Here is an 18548-nt window from a genome sequence, read left to right on the forward strand (position 1 = left end):
AACCCACTGCCATGACGAACTCGACCATTTCCCGCCCGGGCCCGGGCACCTGCACCCTGGTCGGCGCCGGCCCGGGCGATCCGGAACTGCTCACGCTCAAGGCCGCCAAGGCCATTGCATCCGCCACCGTGCTGTTCGTGGACGATCTCGTCAGCGATGCCGTCGTGGCCCATGCCAGCCCCCAGGCGCGCATCGTCTATGTGGGCAAGCGCGGCGGCTGCAAGAGCACGCCGCAGGCCTTCATCGAAAAGCTCATGATCGCTGCGGTGCGCGAGGGCGAGAACGTGGTGCGCCTCAAGGGCGGCGACCCGTTCATCTTCGGCCGCGGCGGCGAGGAAGTGGAGCACTTGCGCGAAGCCGGCATCGCGGTGAGCGTGGTCAACGGCATCACCTCGGGCCTGGCCGGCCTGACCAGCCTGGGCGCGCCGCTGACCCACCGCGACCGCGCCCACGGCGTGCTCTTCATGACGGGCCACGCCAAGCCAGGAGACAAAGGCCCCGACTGGCGCCAGATCGCCGCAACCGCCCACGCGGCCAAGCTGACCCTGGTGATCTACATGGGCGTGAGCAGCGTCGAGCAGATCACCGCCGAGCTGCTGACCGGCCTGCCCGGCAGCACGCCCGTAGCCGTGATCCAGCACGCCAGCCTGCCCCGCCAGCGCCATGCGCTGACCACGCTCGCCACCCTGCCCGAATGCATTGCCCGCAGCGGCCTGGCCAGCCCCAGCGTCATGGTCATCGGCGACGTGGTGCAGGGCGTGGCCGCCTGGCAGGCGCAAGGCGCATCGGCGCTGCAGACCGCGGCGGCCTGAAGGCCGCTCGGCGCGTCAAAAGAAAAGGCCGCGATGCGGCCTTTTTTCGTGGTCGCCAGCGACCTTCCGGTCAGCCCGCGACGTTCGCGCTGGTGGTGACATGGATCTGCCTGAAGCGCCCTGCCAGCTCCTTGCGCAGCTCCTTGCGGATCAGCGCGGCCTGCCAGCGGCGCTTTTCGTCGTCGGTCTGGGGCTGCAGCGGGGGAACGGAAACGGGCTTCTTGTTCTCGTCCACGGCCACCATGGTGAAAAAACAGCTGTTCACATGGCGCACCACCTGGGTGCGGATGTCCTCGGCCACCACCTTGATACCGATCTCCATGGACGAGGTGCCCGTGTAGTTCACGCTGGCCAGGAACGTCACCAGCTCGCCCACATGGATGGGCTGTAGGAACATCACCTGGTCCACGCTCAGCGTCACCACATAGCGGCCGGCGTAGCGGCTGGCGCAGGCGTAGGCCACCTGGTCGAGCTGCTTCAGAATGGCTCCGCCATGGACGTTGCCCGAGAAATTGGCCATGTCCGGGGACATGAGCACCGTCATGCTGAGCTGATGCGATGGGATATTCATGGGCGCGATTCTAGGAATATGCGGCTCTGGGCGAGAATGGGCACCCTTTTGTCCCACCCCGGGGCCCGTATTCGCGGCCGGCGCCTGCACGCCGGCGCATTTTCCTGATTACGGCTTACGCAAAGCAGGCCCCGGCAAGACCTTTGCTTCAACGAAGCAGTCTCAAAGCCTCCCTGTTTGCGTAAGTCCTACTGATTTCCTGCTGCTGTGAAATCCTCCATGTTTGATGCCGTCATCGTCGGCGCCGGCGCCGCCGGCCTGTTCTGCGCCGCCCGGGCCGGGCAGCGCGGCCTCAGGGTCCTGCTCGTCGACCACGCCGACAAGGTGGCCGAGAAGATCCGCATCTCGGGCGGCGGCCGCTGCAACTTCACCAACCGCGACCTGGACGTGCGCGCGCCGCACCGCCACTTCGTGGGCGCCAATCCCCAGTTCTGCCGCTCCGCCCTGTCGCGCTTCACGCCGGCCGACTTCATTGCCCTCATGGACAGGCACGGCATCGCCCACCATGAAAAGCACAAGGGCCAGTTGTTCGCCGACCGCTCGGCCGAGGACATCATCGCCATGCTGCTGGCCGAATGCGCAGCCGGCGGCGTGCAGCGCTGGCAGCCCTGCCGTATCGGAAACATAGCGTTTTCGGCTTCAAACGCTGACGGGGAGAGCGCCGGCAGCTATCAGATCGAGACCGACCGCGGCACGGTCACGGCGCGCAGCCTGGTGATTGCCACGGGCGGCCTGAGCATTCCCAAGATCGGCGCCACGGATTTCGGCTACCGGCTGGCCCGGCAGTTCGGCCTGCCGCTGGTGGAGCGCTCGCCAGGCCTGGTGCCGCTGACCTTCGACGGCGCCGGCTGGCAGCCTTATGCCCAGCTCGCGGGCCTGGCCCTGCCGGTCGAGATCAGCGCGAGCGCAGCAACGGGCAGCAAGAAGGAACGCATGACCTTCCATGAAGACCTGCTGTTCACCCACCGCGGCCTCTCGGGCCCGGCCGTGCTGCAGATCTCGAGCTACTGGACGCCCGGCACGCCGCTGACCATCAATCTCGCTCCCCAGGTGGACCTGGAAGCCGAACTGCTGGCCGCCAAGGCCCGCTCGCGCAAGCTGATCGCCAACGAGCTGTGCCAGTGGCTGCCAGCGCGCCTGGCCGATGCCTGGGTGCAGCAGGACGCAGCCTGGCAACGGCCCATCGATCAGGCCTCGGACAAGGCCCTGGTCCAGCTGGCGCACAGGCTCTCGCGCTGGGAGATCACGCCCACGGGGACCGAGGGCTACAAGAAGGCCGAGGTCACGCTGGGCGGCGTGGACACCAAAGAGCTGTCCCAGCAGACCATGGAATGCAAGAGCCAGCCCGGCCTGTACTTCATCGGCGAGGTGGTGGACATCACGGGATGGCTGGGCGGCTACAACTTCCAGTGGGCCTGGGCCAGCGCCCACGCCTGCGCACAGGCGCTGCCGGTCTCGGACCGGAAGCCGGTCCAGGACGCAGTCTCCTGAAGGCTCCTCCGTATGAAAAAAGGATGGCAGCGCCATCCTTTTCCTGTCCAGCAGCCGGTCAGGCCGAGAACTCGGGGCCCTCGTAGTGCTCGGGCACCTTGAGCAGGCCCGCGGCAATCTCCGCGCGGGCCTGGTCCACCCTGGCGCGCACGCTGGCGGGCACGTCCCTGCCCATGACGAGGCGCACGGCCGCAGGGTCCTGCAGGCCGATCTTGTAGATGCCGGGCCGGGGCGCGCCGGTCTCCTTCATGTCCTTGACCGCCAGGAAGGCGCCAATGCCCACGTCGGCCCAGGCCGAGGCCACGAAGACCTGCGGATCCACCGCCGTCCAGTCGATCACGTTGCCGATCTGGCGCACCTTCTTCTCGCGGCAGGCGCGCGTCACGCCGTCGCGGCCCGAGTTGAGCATGGTGAAGATCACATCGGCACCCGCCGCGATCTGCGCCTGGGCGATGCGGTGCGACAGGGCGTTGTCGTCCTGGTCGCCCGAGAAGTTGGTCAGCAGCCGCACCTTGGGATCGGTATCGCGCACGCCGGCCGCATAGGCCGCGCGGCCCTTGAGCCCCGGCGGCACGCGGATGCCCGACATATGGCCGACCACGCCGGTCCTGGTCGTCAGCGCGGCCAGCACGCCGGCCAGATAGGCCGACTCCTCCTGCAGCACGTCGTAGCTGCTCAGGTTGGCCGCCTGCACCGCTCCCTGAGTCACGACAAAGCGCGTGCCCGGAAAGCGCCGCGCCACTTCGACGGCCGCCTGGTTGTTCTGCCCGCCATGGGCGATCACCAGCGGCGCGCCCTGCTCGGCCAGTTGCGCCAGGGCCGCAGCCAGCTTGTCCTGCTGGGGCGCAATGCCGTCGATGAAGCGCAGTTGCACGCCCAGTACGTCGCGCGCCTTCTCCAGCCCGCGCCAGCCAGCCTCCATGAAACCCTTGTCGCTGCGCGAGCCGGCAAACAGGCCGCCCACCATGCCCAGGCCGCCGGGCTGGCTGCCGGCTGCCGCACCAGCGGCTGCGCCCTGCGCGCTGGCGCAGCCGCCCAGGACCATGGCACCGGGAGCAACGGCCAGGGCGGCGGCAGAAGCCAGCCACTGGCGGCGCGACATATGGAAACGGGAAAACTGCTGGGACACGATACAAGGCTCCTAGGGCAACAGCCGGTATGGGCAAAGAGAAAAGCCAATTTCCTTGGCAACCTGAAGAAATTGGAGTTTCACAAACTGTATGCAATTTGTGCGTACCCGGACCCTCTGGCAAACCCGCTCAGGGTCGCCACCAACCGCGTTTAGCGCCCCTGGCGCAGGGAGTTGCCGATGCCGTATCGAGACGATTGGAGCCGGGTTTGGACATATCGCCCGCTCATCCCTTATAATGCTCGACTTTGCTGGCATTACCCCGTCGGCCATACTAGTTGAATAGAGACGGGGAACAACCGCTGTTCATGGCTCTCAGGCCCGATCTTCCCGAGAACCCGCTGTCGGCACAGATATATCTGGAAATTGAATGACTACCATCCGCGTCAAAGAAAACGAGCCCTATGAAGTTGCCCTGCGCCGCTTCAAGCGCACCATCGAAAAGCTGGGTCTGCTGACCGATCTGCGCGCTCGTGAGTTCTACGAAAAGCCCACAGCCGAGCGCAAGCGCAAGAAGGCTGCTGCCGTGAAGCGCCACTACAAGCGCGTTCGCAGCATGCAACTGCCCAAGAAGCTGTACTAATTCGTTAGGACAGTCGGCCGTCAAACGCCGCAAACCCGCGCTCGGGACGCCAGGCGCGGGTTTTTTGTTTTCTGGCCACTGCGACCATCGCGCAGTGACCGCTCAAGCCATGGCGCAATCGTGCGATTTCGCCCCGGCCCTTCACCAGGAGAGAGTTATGAGCCTGAAAGCCCAGATTACCGAAGACATGAAGACCGCCATGCGCGCCAAGGACAGTGCACGCCTGGGCACCATCCGCCTGCTGCAGGCCGCCATGAAGCAAAAGGAAGTGGACGAACGCGTGGAGCTGGACGATGCGGCCGTGATCGCCATCGTGGACAAGCTGATCAAGCAGCGCAAGGACTCCATCGCGGCCTACGAGAGCGCCAGCCGCCAGGACCTGGCCGATGTGGAAAAGGCCGAGATCGACGTGCTCAAGGTCTATCTGCCCGAACGCATGTCCGAAGCCGAGATCACCGCAGCCGTGCAGGCCATCGTGGCCGAAGTCGGCGCCTGCGGCCCTGGCGACATGGGCAAGGTCATGGGCGCGGTCAAGGCCCGGCTGGCCGGCAAGGCCGACATGGGCCTAGTCTCGGCCGCCGTCAAGGCCGCGCTGAGCCGCTGATCTCCCGCTATTTCGTACCGCCTGAAGTAACAGGCGAAGCACGGCCGAGCCATTTGCAGCACTGCAAATGGCTTTTTTCATGATTCAAGCCTGCTGGCTGGCCTGGACCAGATGGTCGCGCAAGGCCCTGGCTGCCGGCGGCAGCTGCGCTTCGTCGCGATAGCTGATGGCAAAGCGCCGCCGGGCCCAGGGGTCCGCCAGGGCAATCACGCGCACATCGGAATAGGCGGCATAGGACAGCGCCACTTCACGCGGCACCACGCTGATGGCCAGATTGGCCTGCACCACGCGCAAGGCCGCGTCGAAGTTGGAAACATGCACCCGGTGGCGCAAATGCTTGCCCTCCTGCGCCGCCGCGCGCGTCAGCAGGATCTGCACCGCGCTCAGGGCCGGCATGCTGACATGCTCGTAGTCCAGCACGTCGGCAAAATGCACTTGCCGCAACTGCGCGATCGGGTGGCTGCGATGCGCGGCGACGGCCAGATGGTCGCTGCGGTACGGCCGGGTCTGCAGGCCGGACAGATCCGTCGCATCCCAGCAGATGCCCATGGCGGCACGCCCTTCGCGCACGCCGCGCGCGACATCCGGGCTCACGCACTCCTCCAGGGTCACGCGGATATTGGCGTGCGCGGGCTGCTGCAGAAAGCGGGCCACGTCTTCGGCCAGCGACTCGGCCATCACCGAGGCCGTCACCAGCACGCGCACCTGGCCCTGCACGCCCTTGCCGTAGGCCGCCATCTCCTGCTGCATGTGGCTGGCCGCCGCCAGGATGGTGCGCGCATGCTCCAGCAAGGTCTCGCCGGCTGCCGTGGGTTTCAGGCCGCGCTTTTCGCGCAGGAACAGGTCGGCGCCCACCTGGTGTTCCAGCTGCGCCAGCCTCTTGCTGATGGCTGATGCCACCAGCACTTCGGACTGCGCCACCCTGGCGATGCTGCGCTGCTCGCACACCTGCACGAACAGGCGCAGGTTCAACAGGCTGAGGTCATGCATGGGGATCTCCGGCGTTGCATCCGGCATGCCGCATCGGTCTCGGAGCCAGGGAGCAACCAAGCTGACATGACGGTTATTGAATTTCTATTATGGAATCTAACAGCTTCCGAAATTGATTATTGCTGATGCATTGGAAATTCTAGAATCCAGCACGAACAACGCCCACGGAGACTGCCTCTTGTCAACCACCCATCCCTCTGCCGTTGCAACCCTTCGCGAAGTCGGCCTGCGCGACGGCCTGCAAAGCGTGTCCACCATCGTCGGCACGGCCGACAAATGCCGCTGGGTCGATGCCGCCCATGCCGCCGGAATGCGCGAGATCGAGGTGGGCTCCATGGTGCCCGCCCGCCTGCTGCCGCAGCTGGCCGATACCGAAGCCGTGCTGCAGCATGCGCTGCAGCTGCCCGGCCTGGTGGCTTCCGTGCTGGTGCCCAACCTCAAGGGGGCGGAGCGCGCCCTGGCCGCCGGCGCGCACGCGATGATCGTGCCGCTATCGGCCAGCCATGCCCACAGCCTGGCCAATCTGCGCAAAACGCCGGACGAGGTCGTGGCCGAAGTGGCCCGCATCCGTGCGGCACGCGATGCCTCGGGCAGCCGCGCCATCATCGAAGGCGGCGTGGGCACGGCCTTCGGCTGCACCTTACAGGGCGAAGTGTCCGAGGCCGAAGTGCTGCGTCTGCTGCAGGCCTTGCTGGATGCCGGCGCCGACCGCGTCAGCCTCGCCGACACCGTGGGCCATGCCGACCCGGCCATGGTCAGCCGCCTGTTTGACAAGGCCGTGCACCGGGTGGGTGACAGGCTGCGCTACGCGCATTTCCACGACACGCGCGGCATGGGCCTGGCCAATGCCTATGCGGCCTGGCAGGCCGGCGTGCGCGGCTTCGACGCCTGCCTGGGCGGCATTGGCGGCTGCCCGCATGCGCCCGGCGCCAGCGGCAATGTGGCCACCGAAGACCTGGCCTACATGCTCGAACGCATGGGCGCGCAGACTGGCGCGCAGGTGCCGGCCCTGCTGCAGCTGCGCCGGCAGTTGCAGCAGTGGCTGCCGAACGAACCCTTGCACGGCAGCCTGTGGCGGGCGGGCGTGATCCGCCCCCACGCCGGGCCCATGCCCGACACGGCCACCGCCTGCCTTTGAACGGATTTTTCATCGAAACACCTTCTAGCGCTTGCCAACAGAGCGCCAAAAGCTACCAAATCATGAGCAACTCATCCTCCACCCACCCATCGCCCCCCCTTCCACTGGCCGGCTTGCGCGTGGTCGAATTCACCCACATGGTCATGGGCCCGACCTGCGGCATGGTGCTGGCCGACCTGGGTGCCGAAGTCATCAAGGTCGAACCGGTGGACGGCGACCGCACCCGCCACCTGCTGGGCGCAGGCGCAGGCTTTTTCCCCATGTTCAACCGCAACAAGAAAAGCATCGCGCTGGACCTGCGCCAGCCGCAGGGGCTGGAAGCGGCGATCCGCCTTGCCGGCACGGCCGATGTGGTGGCCCAGAACTTCAAGCCTGGAGTGATGCGCAAATACGGCCTGGACTATGCCGCGCTCTCCAGGCTGAACGAGCGGCTCATCTACGTGAACCACACCGGCTTCCTGCCCGGCCCCTACGAGCACCGCACCGCGCTCGATGAAGTGGTGCAGATGATGGGCGGCCTGGCCTACATGACGGGCCGCCCCGGCGACCCCTTGCGCGCGGGCACCAGCGTCAACGACATCATGGGCGGCATGTTCGGCGCCATCGGCGCGATGGCCGCGCTGATACAGCGCGCGCAGACCGGCAAGGGCCAGGAGATCGACTCCGCGCTGTTCGAAAACAATGTCTTCCTCGTGGGCCAGCACATGATGCAGTACGCCGTGACCGGCCAGGCCGCCGAGCCCATGCCCAACCGCATCTCGGCCTGGTCGGTGTACGACGTGTTCACCGTGCTGGATGGCGAGCAGATCTTCCTGGCCGCCGTCAGCGATGCGCAATGGGCCGCCATGTGCAACGCCTTCGGCTGGAGCGACCTGCTGGCCCACCCGCAGTACGCGACCAACAACGACCGCGTGCGCCTTCGCCCCACCCTGCTGTCCGAGCTGCGCCGGCGCTTTGCGCCAATGACGGCCGCGCACATCGCCAAGCGATTTGAGGACAACGGCCTGCCCTATGCCCCCATCAGCAAGCCCGAGCAACTGCTGGACGATCCGCATTTGCGCGCCACGGGCGGCCTGGCCGATGTGCGCCTGACCGACGGCGAACGTGCCGGCCAGACGGCACCGGCCACCTTGCTGCCGGTTCGCATGGCGGGCGAACGCCTAGGCGTGCGCATGGACCCGCCCCAGCTGGGCGAACACACCCAGGAGCTGCTGGACAGCCTGGGTTACGACGCGGCCGCCATCGCCGCGCTGCGCGCCAGCGGCGCCGTGGCGGGCTGACAGCGCACAGCCCAACTCCCACTGATTGACAGCGATCCACACCACATAGACGGGAACAGCCCGCATTCCGGAGACAAGGCATGAAGACAAGCCCACGCATCAGCCGCCGCCAATGGCTGGCCACCACCACCGCATGGGCGGCAGGCAGCGCGCTGCCGCCGCTAGCCCATGCTGCGCCGCACGACAAGCCGCTGCGCGTCATCCTGCCGCTGTCGGCCGGCTCGGGGGCGGACGGCGCCATCCGCGCCATCGCCCCCAGCGTGGGCAAGGTGCTGGGCCAGGCGCTGGTGATCGAGAACCTGCCTGGCGCGGGCGGCATCACCGGCACGGCCCAGCTGGTGCGTGCGCCCAGGGACGGCTCGACGATAGCCATCGTCAGCAACAACCATGTCGTCAATCCCAGCCTGTACAAAAACATTCCGTTCGACTCGATCAACGACATCACGCCCATCACCATCATCGGCACCACGCCGTTCGTGCTGGTGGCCAGCCCCAGGCTGCCCGTGCGCAACCTGCAGGAGCTGATGGCCTATGCCAGGGCCAACCCCGGCGCACTCAACTACGGCTCCTCGGGCAACGGCACCATCCTGCACCTGGGCGCAGCCATGTTCGTGCAGCAGGCAGGCCTGCAGATTCCGCATATCCCGTACCGCGGCATGGGCCAGCTGATGAACGATCTGCTCAGCGGCCAGGTGCAGCTGGGCGTGGTGGCCGTGGCGCCGGCCGCACCGCATGTCAAAACCGGCGCGCTGCGCGCCCTGGGCGTCACCGGCACCCGGCGCTCCGACACCCTGCCCGAAGTGCCCACGATTGCCGAACAGGGCCTGCCCGACTATGTTCTCAACGGCTGGATTGCCGCCATCGGCCCCGCAGGCCTTGCCGATGCCGAGCGCCAGCGCATCTACCAGGGCTTCGTGAAAGGCGTGGCAGCCCCCGAGGCCACGCAGGCCCTGGTGGCGCAGGGCTACGACCTCCAGCTCACGCCGCCCGCGCAAGCCGCGGCCTTCATCCGCGAAGAGAAACAGCGCATGGAGGCGGTGGTGAAGGCCGCCAATGTGAAGATGGATTAGGGTCTGATCGCATCACGCACATGGATCGCGGGGGCCATGGGCGCAGGTCCTGGGGCCGAAAGCGCATTCACGGGCATGTCATCCGCGCAGCCTAAGCTGGGCCGGCTGTTCAGCTTTGCCTCCTCGATGCCATGCCATTGATTCTCCCCCGCCGCCGCTTCCTGCTATCCTCCACCGCCGTGGCCGGTACCGGCCTGCTGCCCGCCGTGCTGCGCGCGCAGACCGCGCCCGCCGCCATCACCCGCGACGGCGCCCGGCCGCTGCTGCCCTCGGGCGTGCAGAGCGGCGACGTGCTGGCCGACCGCGCCATCGTCTGGGCCCGCGCCAGCCGCGATGCGCGCATGTGGCTGGAATGGTCCACCACCGCCGGCTTCGCCAACGCCACCCGGCTGCGCGGCCCCGACCTGCTCGCGTCCAGCGACGGCACCGGCCGCATCGACCTGCAGGGCCTGCCCGCCGGCCAGGAGATCTTCTACCGCGTGGTGCTCGAAGACCTGGCCAGCGCCAACGTGCGCTCGCCCGCCGTGCTGGGCCACTTCCGCACGCCCGAGGCCAGCGGCGGCCCCGCCACGCGCCCGCTGCGCCTGGTGTGGAGCGGCGACACCGCCGGCCAGGGCTTCGGCATCAACGAGGCCTTCGGCGGCATGCGCATCTACGAGGCCATGCGCAAGACCAACCCGGACTTCTTCATCCACAGCGGCGACACCATCTATGCCGACGGCCCCATTCCCGCCGAGCTCAAGCTCAAGGACGGCACGCTGTGGAAGAACCTGGTCACGCCCGAGGTCGCCAAGGTGGCCGAGACGCTGGACGAGTTCCGCGGCCGCCACCGCTACAACCTGATGGACGCCAACGTGCGCGCCTTCGCGAGCGAAGTGGCGCAGATCTGGCAATGGGACGACCACGAGGTCAGCAACAACTACTCCGACAGCAAGAGCGTGGCCGCCGACGCGCGCTACACCGAGAAGAACGTGCAGCTGCTGGCCGCGCGCGGCCAGCGCGCCTTCATGGACTACGCGCCTATGCGCCCCTTCGGTGCGGCCGAGTCGCAGCGCGTCTACCGCCACCTGCCACAGGGCCCGCTGGCCGATGTCTTCGTGCTCGACATGCGCAGCTACCGCGGCCCCAACACCCACAACTTGCAGACCGCCGAGAGCCACGAGACCGAGTTCCTCGGCCGCCCGCAGGTGGACTGGCTGCTGGCCGGCCTCAAGCAGAGCCGCGCCACCTGGAAGATCATCGCCGCCGACATGCCGATCAGCCTCTTCGTGCCCGACGGCAAGGACGACGAAGGCCGCGCCCGTTGGGAGGCCGTGGCCAACGGCGACGACGGCGCGCCCAAGGGCCGCGAGATGGAGCTGGCGCGCCTGCTCAAGGGCATCAAGGACGCGGGCATCAAGAACGTGGTCTGGCTCACCGCCGACGTGCACTACACCGCGGCCCACCACTTCAGCCCCGAGCGCGCCAAGTTCCAGGATTTCGACCCGTTCTGGGAATTCGTCTCCGGCCCGCTGAACGCCGGCGGCTTCGGCCCGAACCCCATGGACAAGACCTTTGGCGGCGAGGTCGTCTACCAGAAGGGCGCCGGCTACGACAACTCCGCGCCCACCGAGGGCTACCAGTTCTTCGGCCAGGTGGACATCGACCATCGCAGCCAGGCCATGACCGTCACGCTCAAGGACCTGGACGGCAAGTCGCTGTTCACCAAGGTGCTGGAGGCGCAGCGGGCATAAAACGCCCCCCTGAGCCGCTGCGCGGCTTCCCCCAAGGGACGACGGCCTTTGCTGCGGGGCGGCCCCTGCTGGCCGTCCCGCGCTTAAATCGTGCCAGTTTCGTAGGCCGCGATCCGTGCCATGGATGCGTGCCATGGACCATTGCGCCATCAGGAAACGGGCATGGCCCGCCGGAAATAGTCCTGCAGGAACTCCACGCAGGCCCGCACCTTGGCCGAGCGGTCGAGCCGCGTGGGGTAGACGGCCCAGACATTGGCCTCCTGGCGCCACTCGGGCAGCACCTGCACCAGCTGGCCGGACTGCAGCAGCGCGGCCACGTCCCAGACCGAGCGCAGCACGATGCCGTGGCCGTCCACCGCCCACTGCACCGCGATCTCGCCGTGGTTGGCCGACAACGGCCCGGTCACCTTCACCGTGCGCTCCTCGGCGCCGGCGCGCAGCTTCCAGACGCCGAACGGATGGTCGCGCTCCTTGATGACCAGGCAGTCGTGCGCGGAGAGCTCGGCGATGCCGCGCGGCGGGCCCTTGCGCGCCAGGTAGGCGGGCGCGGCGCACAGCACGCGGTGGTTGTCGGCCAGCTTGCGGGCGATCAGGTGCGGCGCGATCTCGTCGCCCACGCGCACGTCCAGGTCGATGCCTTCGGCCGCCACGTCGACCAGGCGGTCGAACACCTCCAGCCGCACCTGCAGGCCCGGGTGCCGCGCCACCAGCTGCGACATGGCCGGCGCCACCACGTTGCGGCCGAAGCCGAAGCTGCTGCTCATGCGCAGCAGGCCGCGCGGCTCGCCAGCGGCGGTGCTCACGTCCTGCACCAGGTGGTCGATGTCGTCGAGGATGCGCTGGGCCCAGCCGAACACGCGCTCGCCGTCCTCGGTGACCGCCACGCGCCGCGTGGTGCGGTGCAGCAGCTGCACGCCCAGCTCGGCCTCCAGCAGGCGGATGCGCTTGCTCACATAGGCAGGCGAGGCGCCCAGCTCCTGCGCCGCCGCGGCAAAGCTGGCGCGGCGCACCACCGAGAGGAAGACGCGCAGGTCGTCGGGCAGCAGGTTTTTGAACACGATCCGTAAACAATCAGACTACAAATACGGGATTGTCTTCATAAACGCAGGGTCTGAGAATACGGCCCAGCACTTTCAACGACGGAAACCGCCCATGTCCACCACCTACCACATCGCAGTCCTCGCCGGCGACGGCATCGGCAAGGAAGTCATGCCCGAGGGCCTGCGCGCCCTGGAAGCCGCCAGCAAGCGCTTCGGCCTGGCGCTCGAATTCCACCATTTCGAATGGGCCAGCTGCGACTACTACGCCGCGCACGGCCAGATGATGCCGGACGACTGGAAGGCCCGGCTCTCGGGCATGGACGCCATCTTCTTCGGCGCCGTGGGCTGGCCGGCCACCGTGCCCGACCACGTCTCGCTGTGGGGGTCCCTCCTCAAGTTCCGCCGCGAGTTCGACCAGTACATCAACCTGCGCCCGGTGCGCCTGTTCGAGGGCGTGCCCTGCCCGCTGGCCGGCCGCAAGCCCGGCGACATAGACTACTACGTGGTGCGCGAGAACACCGAGGGCGAGTACACGTCGCTGGGCGGCATCATGTACGAGGGCACGGACCGCGAGATCGTGATCCAGGAGTCGGTCTACTCGCGCCACGGCGCCAACCGCCTGCTGAAGTACGCCTTCGACCTGGCGCAGAGCCGCAGCAAGAAGCATGTGACCCTGGCCACCAAGAGCAACGGCATCGCCATCAGCATGCCCTGGTGGGACCAGCGCGCCGAGGAGGTCGCCAGGCAGTACCCCGAGGTCACGCTGGACAAGCAGCACATCGACATCCTGACCGCGCGCTTCGTGCTGCAGCCGGGCCGCTTCGACGTGGTGGCCGCCACCAACCTGTTCGGCGACATCCTCTCCGACCTGGGCCCGGCCACCACCGGCACCATCGGCCTGGCGCCGTCGGCCAACCTGAACCCCGACCGAACCTTCCCCAGCCTGTTCGAGCCGGTGCACGGCTCGGCGCCCGACATCTACGGCAAGAACATCGCCAACCCGATCGCCATGGTCTGGTCGGGCGCGCTGCTGCTGGACTTCCTGACCCAGGGCCAGGGCGCCGGCCGCGCCGCGCACGACGCCATCGTGGCCGCCATCGAGGAGGTCATCAAGAGCGGCCCGCGCACGCCGGACCTGGGCGGCACGGCCAATACCACGCAGGTGGGCGAGGCGGTTGCGGCACTGATCGCCCGTGACTGATGGTTTGATTGCTATTATATTAATAGCTATTGGCGTTTGATGGACTGGCGCTACAAGCCATTTTCATCATGAATCGCTGCTGTAGCGCAGCGTCAGCGCCGCCACCACCGGCGGCAGCGCAAAGCACCACATGCCCAGGGCCACATAGGCCAGCGCCGCCAGCGCGCAGCCCACGGCAAAGCTGGCGATGGCGGGCAGCATCTTGCGCAGCCGTCCCATGGCAGCGCCGCGCGCATCGCCCCACAGGCCCTTGAACAGGTCGGCCAGATCGATCATCACCTGGGTGGTGTTGCCCGTCATCAGAGTCGACGGCGGCAGCTGGGCCAGGTGCATGCGCTGCATGGCGTTCTGCACGGCCATGGCGCACACCATCAGCATGCCGGCGGCAAACGCGGGCGGCGCGTCGCCGTCCGCGAACGGGCCGTAGCCCAGCATCAGCGCCGCCGCCAGCGCCAGCAGCAGCACCTGGGCCGCGACCAGGCTGCGCAGGGGCGCCTGCTGCCGCGCCACCAGCGCATTGCTGGCCAGGCGCGCCAGCACCACGGCCACGCAGAACACTGGCAGCGCCAGCAGCTTGGAGACGGCGCCCGCGCTGCTGTGGATCAGCGCCGCGCCCAGCGTGACGAAGTTGCCCGTCACATGCGCGGCGAACAGGCCGCCCAGCGCCAGGAAACCCGCCGTGTCCACATAGCCGGCATTGAAGCCCAGCAGGTGGCTCAGGGGGGCGGGGGTGCTGCGGGTTTCGGGCATGGGGGCTCCAGGCAAGGCGGGGCGGTCAGCGCTGCTGCTCGTTCTGCTGCGCCAGGTATTTTTCGATGCGCGGGTCGGGCCGGAACCAGAGCACCGCCATCGCCGTGAAAATGAAGAACGCGGCCATGGTGCTGTAGAAGCTGACGCCTATGGCCAGGGCGTACACGGGCAGCGAGAGCTTGCCCTTCAGGTCCTTGCCCAGAGTGCGCGCGAGCACGGAATCCCGGCCCTCCGACGCGATGATGACACGCTCCAGCCCCCAGTACGAGAGCGCGCACATGAACAGCACCGCGGCATAGAGCGCGGTGGGCAGCGCCAGCAGCCCCGACCTGCCGGCCCAGGTGGTGGTGATGGGGATCATGGTCAGCCAGAACAGCAGGTTCAGGTTGGCCCACATGATGCGGCCGTTGATGCCGCGCACCACCAGGAACAGGTGGTGGTGGTTGTTCCAGTAGATGCCGACATAGATGAAGCTGAGCACGTAGCCGAAGAAGTTGTGCGCCTCCTTCCACAGCCCGCTCCAGGTGAACTCGGCCGGCAGCTGGATCTGGTAGAGCATCAGCGTCAGGCTCACCGAGATGACCCCGTCGCTGAAGGATTCCAGGCGGCTCTTGTTCATGGCGGCACCTCCGTCAGAGAGGCTGCTGGCGAAAGGCCAGGCTGGCCAGGTACAGCACGGCCAGCAGGAAGGGCAGCACGCTCCAGAAGCCCAGGTGCTGGTAGAGCACCGCGCCCAGGAAAGCGCCGAGCACGAAGCCGCCCACCACGCTGCCGCTCTTGCATACCGCCTGCCGGTTTTCGCTGCCGGGATGGCGCAGGTAGTTGGACAGGTCGATGCCGAACTGCGTGGTGTTGCCCGTCATCATGGTGCTGGGGCTGATGTGCTTGATCAGCGTCTTGCTGGCGGTGTTGCGTATGGCCAGCGCCACCAGGCCCAGCCCGCCGGTCAGCGCCAGCGCGCCGGCATCGGGGTCGCGGAAGGGCTCTAGCTGCAGGCCCGCGAGCATGAAGCCGGCGAGGAACACCGCCTCCCCCACGAACAGCCAGCCCAGGGTCTTGGGGGACGGGCTGCAGCGGTCTATCCACAGCTTGGTGAGCATGACCGTGGCGATGAACAGCGGGATCGCGCCCAGCTTGATCCACAGGCCCGCCCCGTCCTTGGCGAAGGCCGCGCCGGCCAGCACCAGGTTGCCGGTCACATGGGCGGTGAAGAAGCCCAGCAGCGCGATGAAGCCGATGGTGTCTATGGCGCCGCCCACGATGGTGAGCAGCACCGGCGCGCGGCACTGCGCCCACAGCCCCGGGGCGGGCCCCGTGGCCGGCGTTGCTTGGTTGGCAGCCGTCATGCGTCCTCCTTTTCCCGCAGGTCCAGCCAGGCCACGAGCAGGAATCCGCCCGCCAGGCCCAGGTGCTCGAAAAAGGAATTGGCCGCCATGAAGCGCTCCTGCCCCGCGGGCAGCTCCCAGAAGCGCAGCGCCAGGAAGGTGGCCAGCAGGGTGAAGCCCCCCAGCGCCAGCGCGCCCAGCCAGCGCAGCCGGCCGATGAGGACCAGCGCCGAGGCGCCCAGTTCCAGCGCGATCACCAGCACCGCGAACAGCGGCGCCGGCGCCAGGCCGAAGTGCTGCATCTCGGCGATGGCGCCGGGGAAGTCGCTGAGCTTGACCAGCCCGCCCTGCAGGTAGGCCGCGCACAGGCCCAGGCAGGCCAGCCAGCGCAGCGCGGCGCTGCCGAAGACGGGGCGCGCCAGCGCGGCCAGGCGGTTTTCCAGGTGGGTGCTTGTCATGGCGGACCTCCTGCGTCAGGCCATCCAGCACGAGCAGCCCAGCGCACCGAAGAAGCTCTTCGGATCGGAGGACGGCACGCTGGACGCCCAGGCGCTGGCGTGGCTGTGGCCGTGCAGGCCGCAGCGGGTGCCACAGCCGCAGGCCGCGGCCAGGCTGCGGTAGCGGGCGGGGTTGAGCGAGTTCTTGCCCGCGCCCTCGGGCTCGCCCCAGGCGCCGTAGCCGCCGAAGCGGCGCACGGGCGACCAGTCGGGCATGGCGGGCGGCAGCGGGTTGTCGTCGTGCTGCTGGAACGGGCCCGCACCATAGACCACGCGGCCGCCGACCACGGTGAGCTCGGACGTGAGGAACGAGATCTCGTCCTCGGGCACGGTGAAGTAGTCCTTGCTCGGCACCATCAGGTCGGCGAACTGGCCGACCTCGATGCGGCCGCGCCGGCCTTCCTCGTTGCTGAACCAGGCGACGTTCTCGGTCCACATGCGCAGCGCGGTCTCGCGGTCGAGCAGGTTGCGCTCGGGGTACATCTGCAGGCCGCCCACGGTCTTGCCGGTGACCATCCACGACAGCGACACCCAGGGGTTGTACGAGGCCACGCGCGTGGCGTCGGTGCCGGCCGAGGTCTTCACGCCGCGCTCGAGGATTTTCTTGACGGGCGGCGTGGCCTCGGTGGCGCGCGCGCCGTAGCGCTCGCTGAAGTACTCGCCCTGGTAGGCCATGCGGTGCTGCACGGCAACGCCGCCGCCCAGCGCCGCGATGCGGTCGATGGAGCGGTCGGAGATGGTCTCGGCGTGGTCGAAGAACCAGTTCAGGCCGGTCAGCGGCGTGTCGCGGTGCACCTTCTCGAATACGTCGAGCGCGCGGCTGATGGTCTCGTCATAGGTCGCGTGCAGGCGCCAGGGCCAGCGGTTCTGCACCAGCACGCGCACCACTTCCTCCAGGTCGCCCTCCATGCTGGGCGGCATGTCGGGGCGCGGCTGGCGGAAGTCCTCGAAGTCGGCGGCCGAGTACACCAGCATCTCGCCGGCGCCGTTGTGGCGGAAGTAGTCGTCGCCCTGCTTGTATTGGACCGAGGACGTCCACTTCAGGAAATCGGCCTTCTCTTCCTTGGGCTTTTGCGTGAACAGGTTGTAGGCCAGGCGCACGGTGATCTGGTTGGCATCGGCCAGCTGCTGGATCACCTCGTAGTCCTCGGGATAGTTCTGCATGCCGCCGCCCGCGTCGATCACGCCGGTCACGCCCAGGCGGTTGAGCTCGCGCATGAAGTGGCGCGTGGAGTTGACCTGGTAGTCCAGCGGCAGCTTGGGCCCCTTGGCCAGCGTGGCATAGAGGATGGTGGCGTTGGGCTTGGCCAGCAGCAGGCCCGTGGGGTTGCCGTTGGCGTCGCGCACGATCTCGCCGCCGGGCGGCGCGGGCGTGTCCCGGGTGTAGCCCACGGCGCGCAGCGCGGCGGCGTTGAGCAGGGCGCGGTCGTACAGGTGCAGCAGGAACACCGGCGTGTCGGGCGCGATGGCGTTGATCTCGTCGATGGTGGGCAGGCGCTTCTCGACGAACTGGTGCTCTGTGAAGCCGCCGACCACGCGCACCCATTGCGGCGCCGGGGTCATAGCCACCTGGCGCTTGAGCATGTCGAGCGCATCGGCCAGCGAGCGCACGCCGTCCCAGCGCAGCTCGAGGTTGAAGTTGAGGCCGCCGCGCACCACATGGGTGTGGTTGTCGAACAGACCGGGCAGCACGCTGCGGCGCTGCAGGTCGATCCTGCGCGTGCCGCTGCCGGCCAGGGCCAGCACCTCGGCATCGGAGCCGACGGCGATGAAGCGGCCGTCCTTGACGGCCACGGCCGTGGCCGTGGGCTGGGCCCGGTTCAGCGTGGTGAACCGGCCGTTATGGAAGATGGCGTCGGGCTTGGCGTCGGGCGTTTGGTCGGTCATGGAGGCTCCTTGGCGTGAGGGGATGCTGCAGCCCAGCAGGCCACCCATGGCCAGGGTGGCGGCAGAGCCCAGGACTTTTCTGCGCGTGCTCATGGGACAGTTTCCTTGAAGTGGGGGCCGGTGTCAGCCCTGGCGCTGGTCCGCGCCGGGCTTCTGGCAGCCGGGCCTGCCGGGCCTGCCGGGGAGTTGGCCCAGCACATGCTCGGTGGCCTCGGCCTGCTCGCAGGCGGCGCTGAAGGCCGTGCCCTGCAATAGCTGCTTGCCGACAGGAATGATCTGCTCGCCCACCAGGATGCCCAGCAGCCCCACCAGGGCCACCAGCGGCGGCGCGGGCGAGCGCACCTGCAGCAGGCTGTAGACCACGCCGACCAGCAGGCCGGCTCCCAGGGACAGTGCGTAGAGCTTCATGGTGTCACTCCTGTGGCGAGGGGCCGCGGCGCGGGGGGG

At 68.1% G+C, this 18548-nt stretch carries 19 protein-coding genes; 9 read left to right on the plus strand and 10 right to left on the minus strand.

Going from position 1 to position 18548, the window contains the following annotated elements:
* Positions 1–11: 11 nt before the first annotated feature.
* Positions 12–812, plus strand: a complete 801-nt coding sequence (gene cobA, locus Cte04_RS10355; protein WP_066476301.1) for a uroporphyrinogen-III C-methyltransferase — start codon at positions 12–14, stop codon at positions 810–812.
* 70 nt (positions 813–882) lie between these two features.
* Here cobA and Cte04_RS10360 read toward each other — a convergent pair whose 3' ends face one another.
* Positions 883–1383 carry an acyl-CoA thioesterase gene (locus tag Cte04_RS10360; RefSeq protein WP_066476303.1) on the minus strand — a complete coding sequence of 167 codons (501 nt, stop codon included), beginning with the start codon at positions 1381–1383 and terminating at the stop codon, positions 883–885.
* Positions 1384–1602: 219 nt separating this feature from the next.
* On the opposite strand from Cte04_RS10360, the gene Cte04_RS10365 reads away from it, so the two are divergent.
* On the plus strand, positions 1603–2874 hold the full coding sequence (locus Cte04_RS10365) for a BaiN/RdsA family NAD(P)/FAD-dependent oxidoreductase (RefSeq protein WP_066476305.1): 1272 nt from the start codon (positions 1603–1605) through the stop codon (positions 2872–2874).
* A 58-nt stretch (positions 2875–2932) separates the two neighbouring features.
* On the opposite strand, the gene Cte04_RS10370 is transcribed toward Cte04_RS10365, so the two are convergent.
* The gene (locus tag Cte04_RS10370; RefSeq protein WP_245633343.1) at positions 2933–4003 is read right to left on the minus strand and encodes a BMP family protein; all 1071 of its coding nucleotides are present in this window, start codon (positions 4001–4003) and stop codon (positions 2933–2935) included.
* A gap of 370 nt (positions 4004–4373) precedes the next feature.
* Between Cte04_RS10370 and rpsU the strand changes: the two genes are divergently transcribed.
* Together rpsU and Cte04_RS10380 are read left to right on the plus strand one after the other, a co-directional pair.
* On the plus strand, positions 4374–4586 hold the full coding sequence (gene rpsU, locus Cte04_RS10375) for a 30S ribosomal protein S21 (protein WP_003052999.1): 213 nt from the start codon (positions 4374–4376) through the stop codon (positions 4584–4586).
* Positions 4587–4743: 157 nt separating this feature from the next.
* Positions 4744–5190 carry a GatB/YqeY domain-containing protein gene (locus Cte04_RS10380; RefSeq protein ID WP_066476315.1) on the plus strand — a complete coding sequence of 149 codons (447 nt, stop codon included), beginning with the start codon at positions 4744–4746 and terminating at the stop codon, positions 5188–5190.
* A gap of 84 nt (positions 5191–5274) precedes the next feature.
* Here the strand turns inward: Cte04_RS10380 and Cte04_RS10385 are convergent, their stop codons facing one another.
* Positions 5275–6180 carry a LysR family transcriptional regulator gene (locus tag Cte04_RS10385; protein WP_066477024.1) on the minus strand — a complete coding sequence of 302 codons (906 nt, stop codon included), beginning with the start codon at positions 6178–6180 and terminating at the stop codon, positions 5275–5277.
* Positions 6181–6358: 178 nt separating this feature from the next.
* Here Cte04_RS10385 and Cte04_RS10390 point away from each other — a divergent pair, with 178 nt between their 5' ends.
* From Cte04_RS10390 to Cte04_RS10405, 4 genes are all read left to right on the plus strand, one after another.
* A complete protein-coding gene (locus Cte04_RS10390) occupies positions 6359–7318 on the plus strand; it encodes a hydroxymethylglutaryl-CoA lyase (RefSeq protein ID WP_066476316.1) in 960 nt (319 codons plus the stop codon).
* A 62-nt stretch (positions 7319–7380) separates the two neighbouring features.
* Complete coding sequence (locus tag Cte04_RS10395) at positions 7381–8598, plus strand: CaiB/BaiF CoA transferase family protein (protein WP_066476318.1); 1218 nt, start codon at positions 7381–7383, stop codon at positions 8596–8598.
* A gap of 80 nt (positions 8599–8678) precedes the next feature.
* Positions 8679–9668, plus strand: a complete 990-nt coding sequence (locus tag Cte04_RS10400; protein ID WP_066476320.1) for a Bug family tripartite tricarboxylate transporter substrate binding protein — start codon at positions 8679–8681, stop codon at positions 9666–9668.
* Between the two features lie 131 nt (positions 9669–9799).
* A complete protein-coding gene (locus Cte04_RS10405) occupies positions 9800–11401 on the plus strand; it encodes an alkaline phosphatase D family protein (protein WP_066476322.1) in 1602 nt (533 codons plus the stop codon).
* Positions 11402–11550: 149 nt separating this feature from the next.
* Here Cte04_RS10405 and Cte04_RS10410 read toward each other — a convergent pair whose 3' ends face one another.
* Positions 11551–12459, minus strand: coding sequence for a LysR substrate-binding domain-containing protein (locus Cte04_RS10410; RefSeq protein ID WP_066476323.1), 909 nt, complete (start codon positions 12457–12459; stop codon positions 11551–11553).
* Positions 12460–12553: 94 nt separating this feature from the next.
* On the opposite strand from Cte04_RS10410, the gene Cte04_RS10415 reads away from it, so the two are divergent.
* The gene (locus Cte04_RS10415) at positions 12554–13642 is read left to right on the plus strand and encodes a tartrate dehydrogenase (RefSeq protein ID WP_066476324.1); all 1089 of its coding nucleotides are present in this window, start codon (positions 12554–12556) and stop codon (positions 13640–13642) included.
* A 66-nt stretch (positions 13643–13708) separates the two neighbouring features.
* On the opposite strand, the gene Cte04_RS10420 is transcribed toward Cte04_RS10415, so the two are convergent.
* The 6 genes from Cte04_RS10420 to Cte04_RS10445 all read right to left on the minus strand — a co-directional run bounded on the left by Cte04_RS10420 (position 13709) and on the right by Cte04_RS10445 (position 18509).
* The gene (locus Cte04_RS10420; protein WP_066476325.1) at positions 13709–14392 is read right to left on the minus strand and encodes a YoaK family protein; all 684 of its coding nucleotides are present in this window, start codon (positions 14390–14392) and stop codon (positions 13709–13711) included.
* A 25-nt stretch (positions 14393–14417) separates the two neighbouring features.
* Complete coding sequence (locus Cte04_RS10425) at positions 14418–15011, minus strand: TMEM175 family protein (protein WP_066476327.1); 594 nt, start codon at positions 15009–15011, stop codon at positions 14418–14420.
* Positions 15012–15024: 13 nt separating this feature from the next.
* A complete protein-coding gene (locus Cte04_RS10430; protein WP_066476329.1) occupies positions 15025–15738 on the minus strand; it encodes a YoaK family protein in 714 nt (237 codons plus the stop codon).
* Positions 15735–16175: a DoxX family protein gene (locus Cte04_RS10435; protein ID WP_066476331.1), complete on the minus strand. Its 441-nt coding sequence runs from the start codon at positions 16173–16175 to the stop codon at positions 15735–15737. The genes Cte04_RS10430 and Cte04_RS10435 overlap by 4 nt, the downstream gene beginning before the upstream one ends.
* A 15-nt stretch (positions 16176–16190) precedes the next feature.
* Positions 16191–18101, minus strand: coding sequence for an amidohydrolase (locus tag Cte04_RS10440; RefSeq protein ID WP_066477038.1), 1911 nt, complete (start codon positions 18099–18101; stop codon positions 16191–16193).
* 123 nt (positions 18102–18224) lie between these two features.
* The gene (locus Cte04_RS10445) at positions 18225–18509 is read right to left on the minus strand and encodes a XapX domain-containing protein (RefSeq protein ID WP_066476333.1); all 285 of its coding nucleotides are present in this window, start codon (positions 18507–18509) and stop codon (positions 18225–18227) included.
* Between the last annotated feature and the right edge of the window lie 39 nt (positions 18510–18548).

The sequence above is a fragment of the Comamonas terrae genome, assembly GCF_001544075.1.
Taxonomy (GTDB): Bacteria; Pseudomonadota; Gammaproteobacteria; order Burkholderiales; family Burkholderiaceae_C; genus Comamonas; species Comamonas terrae.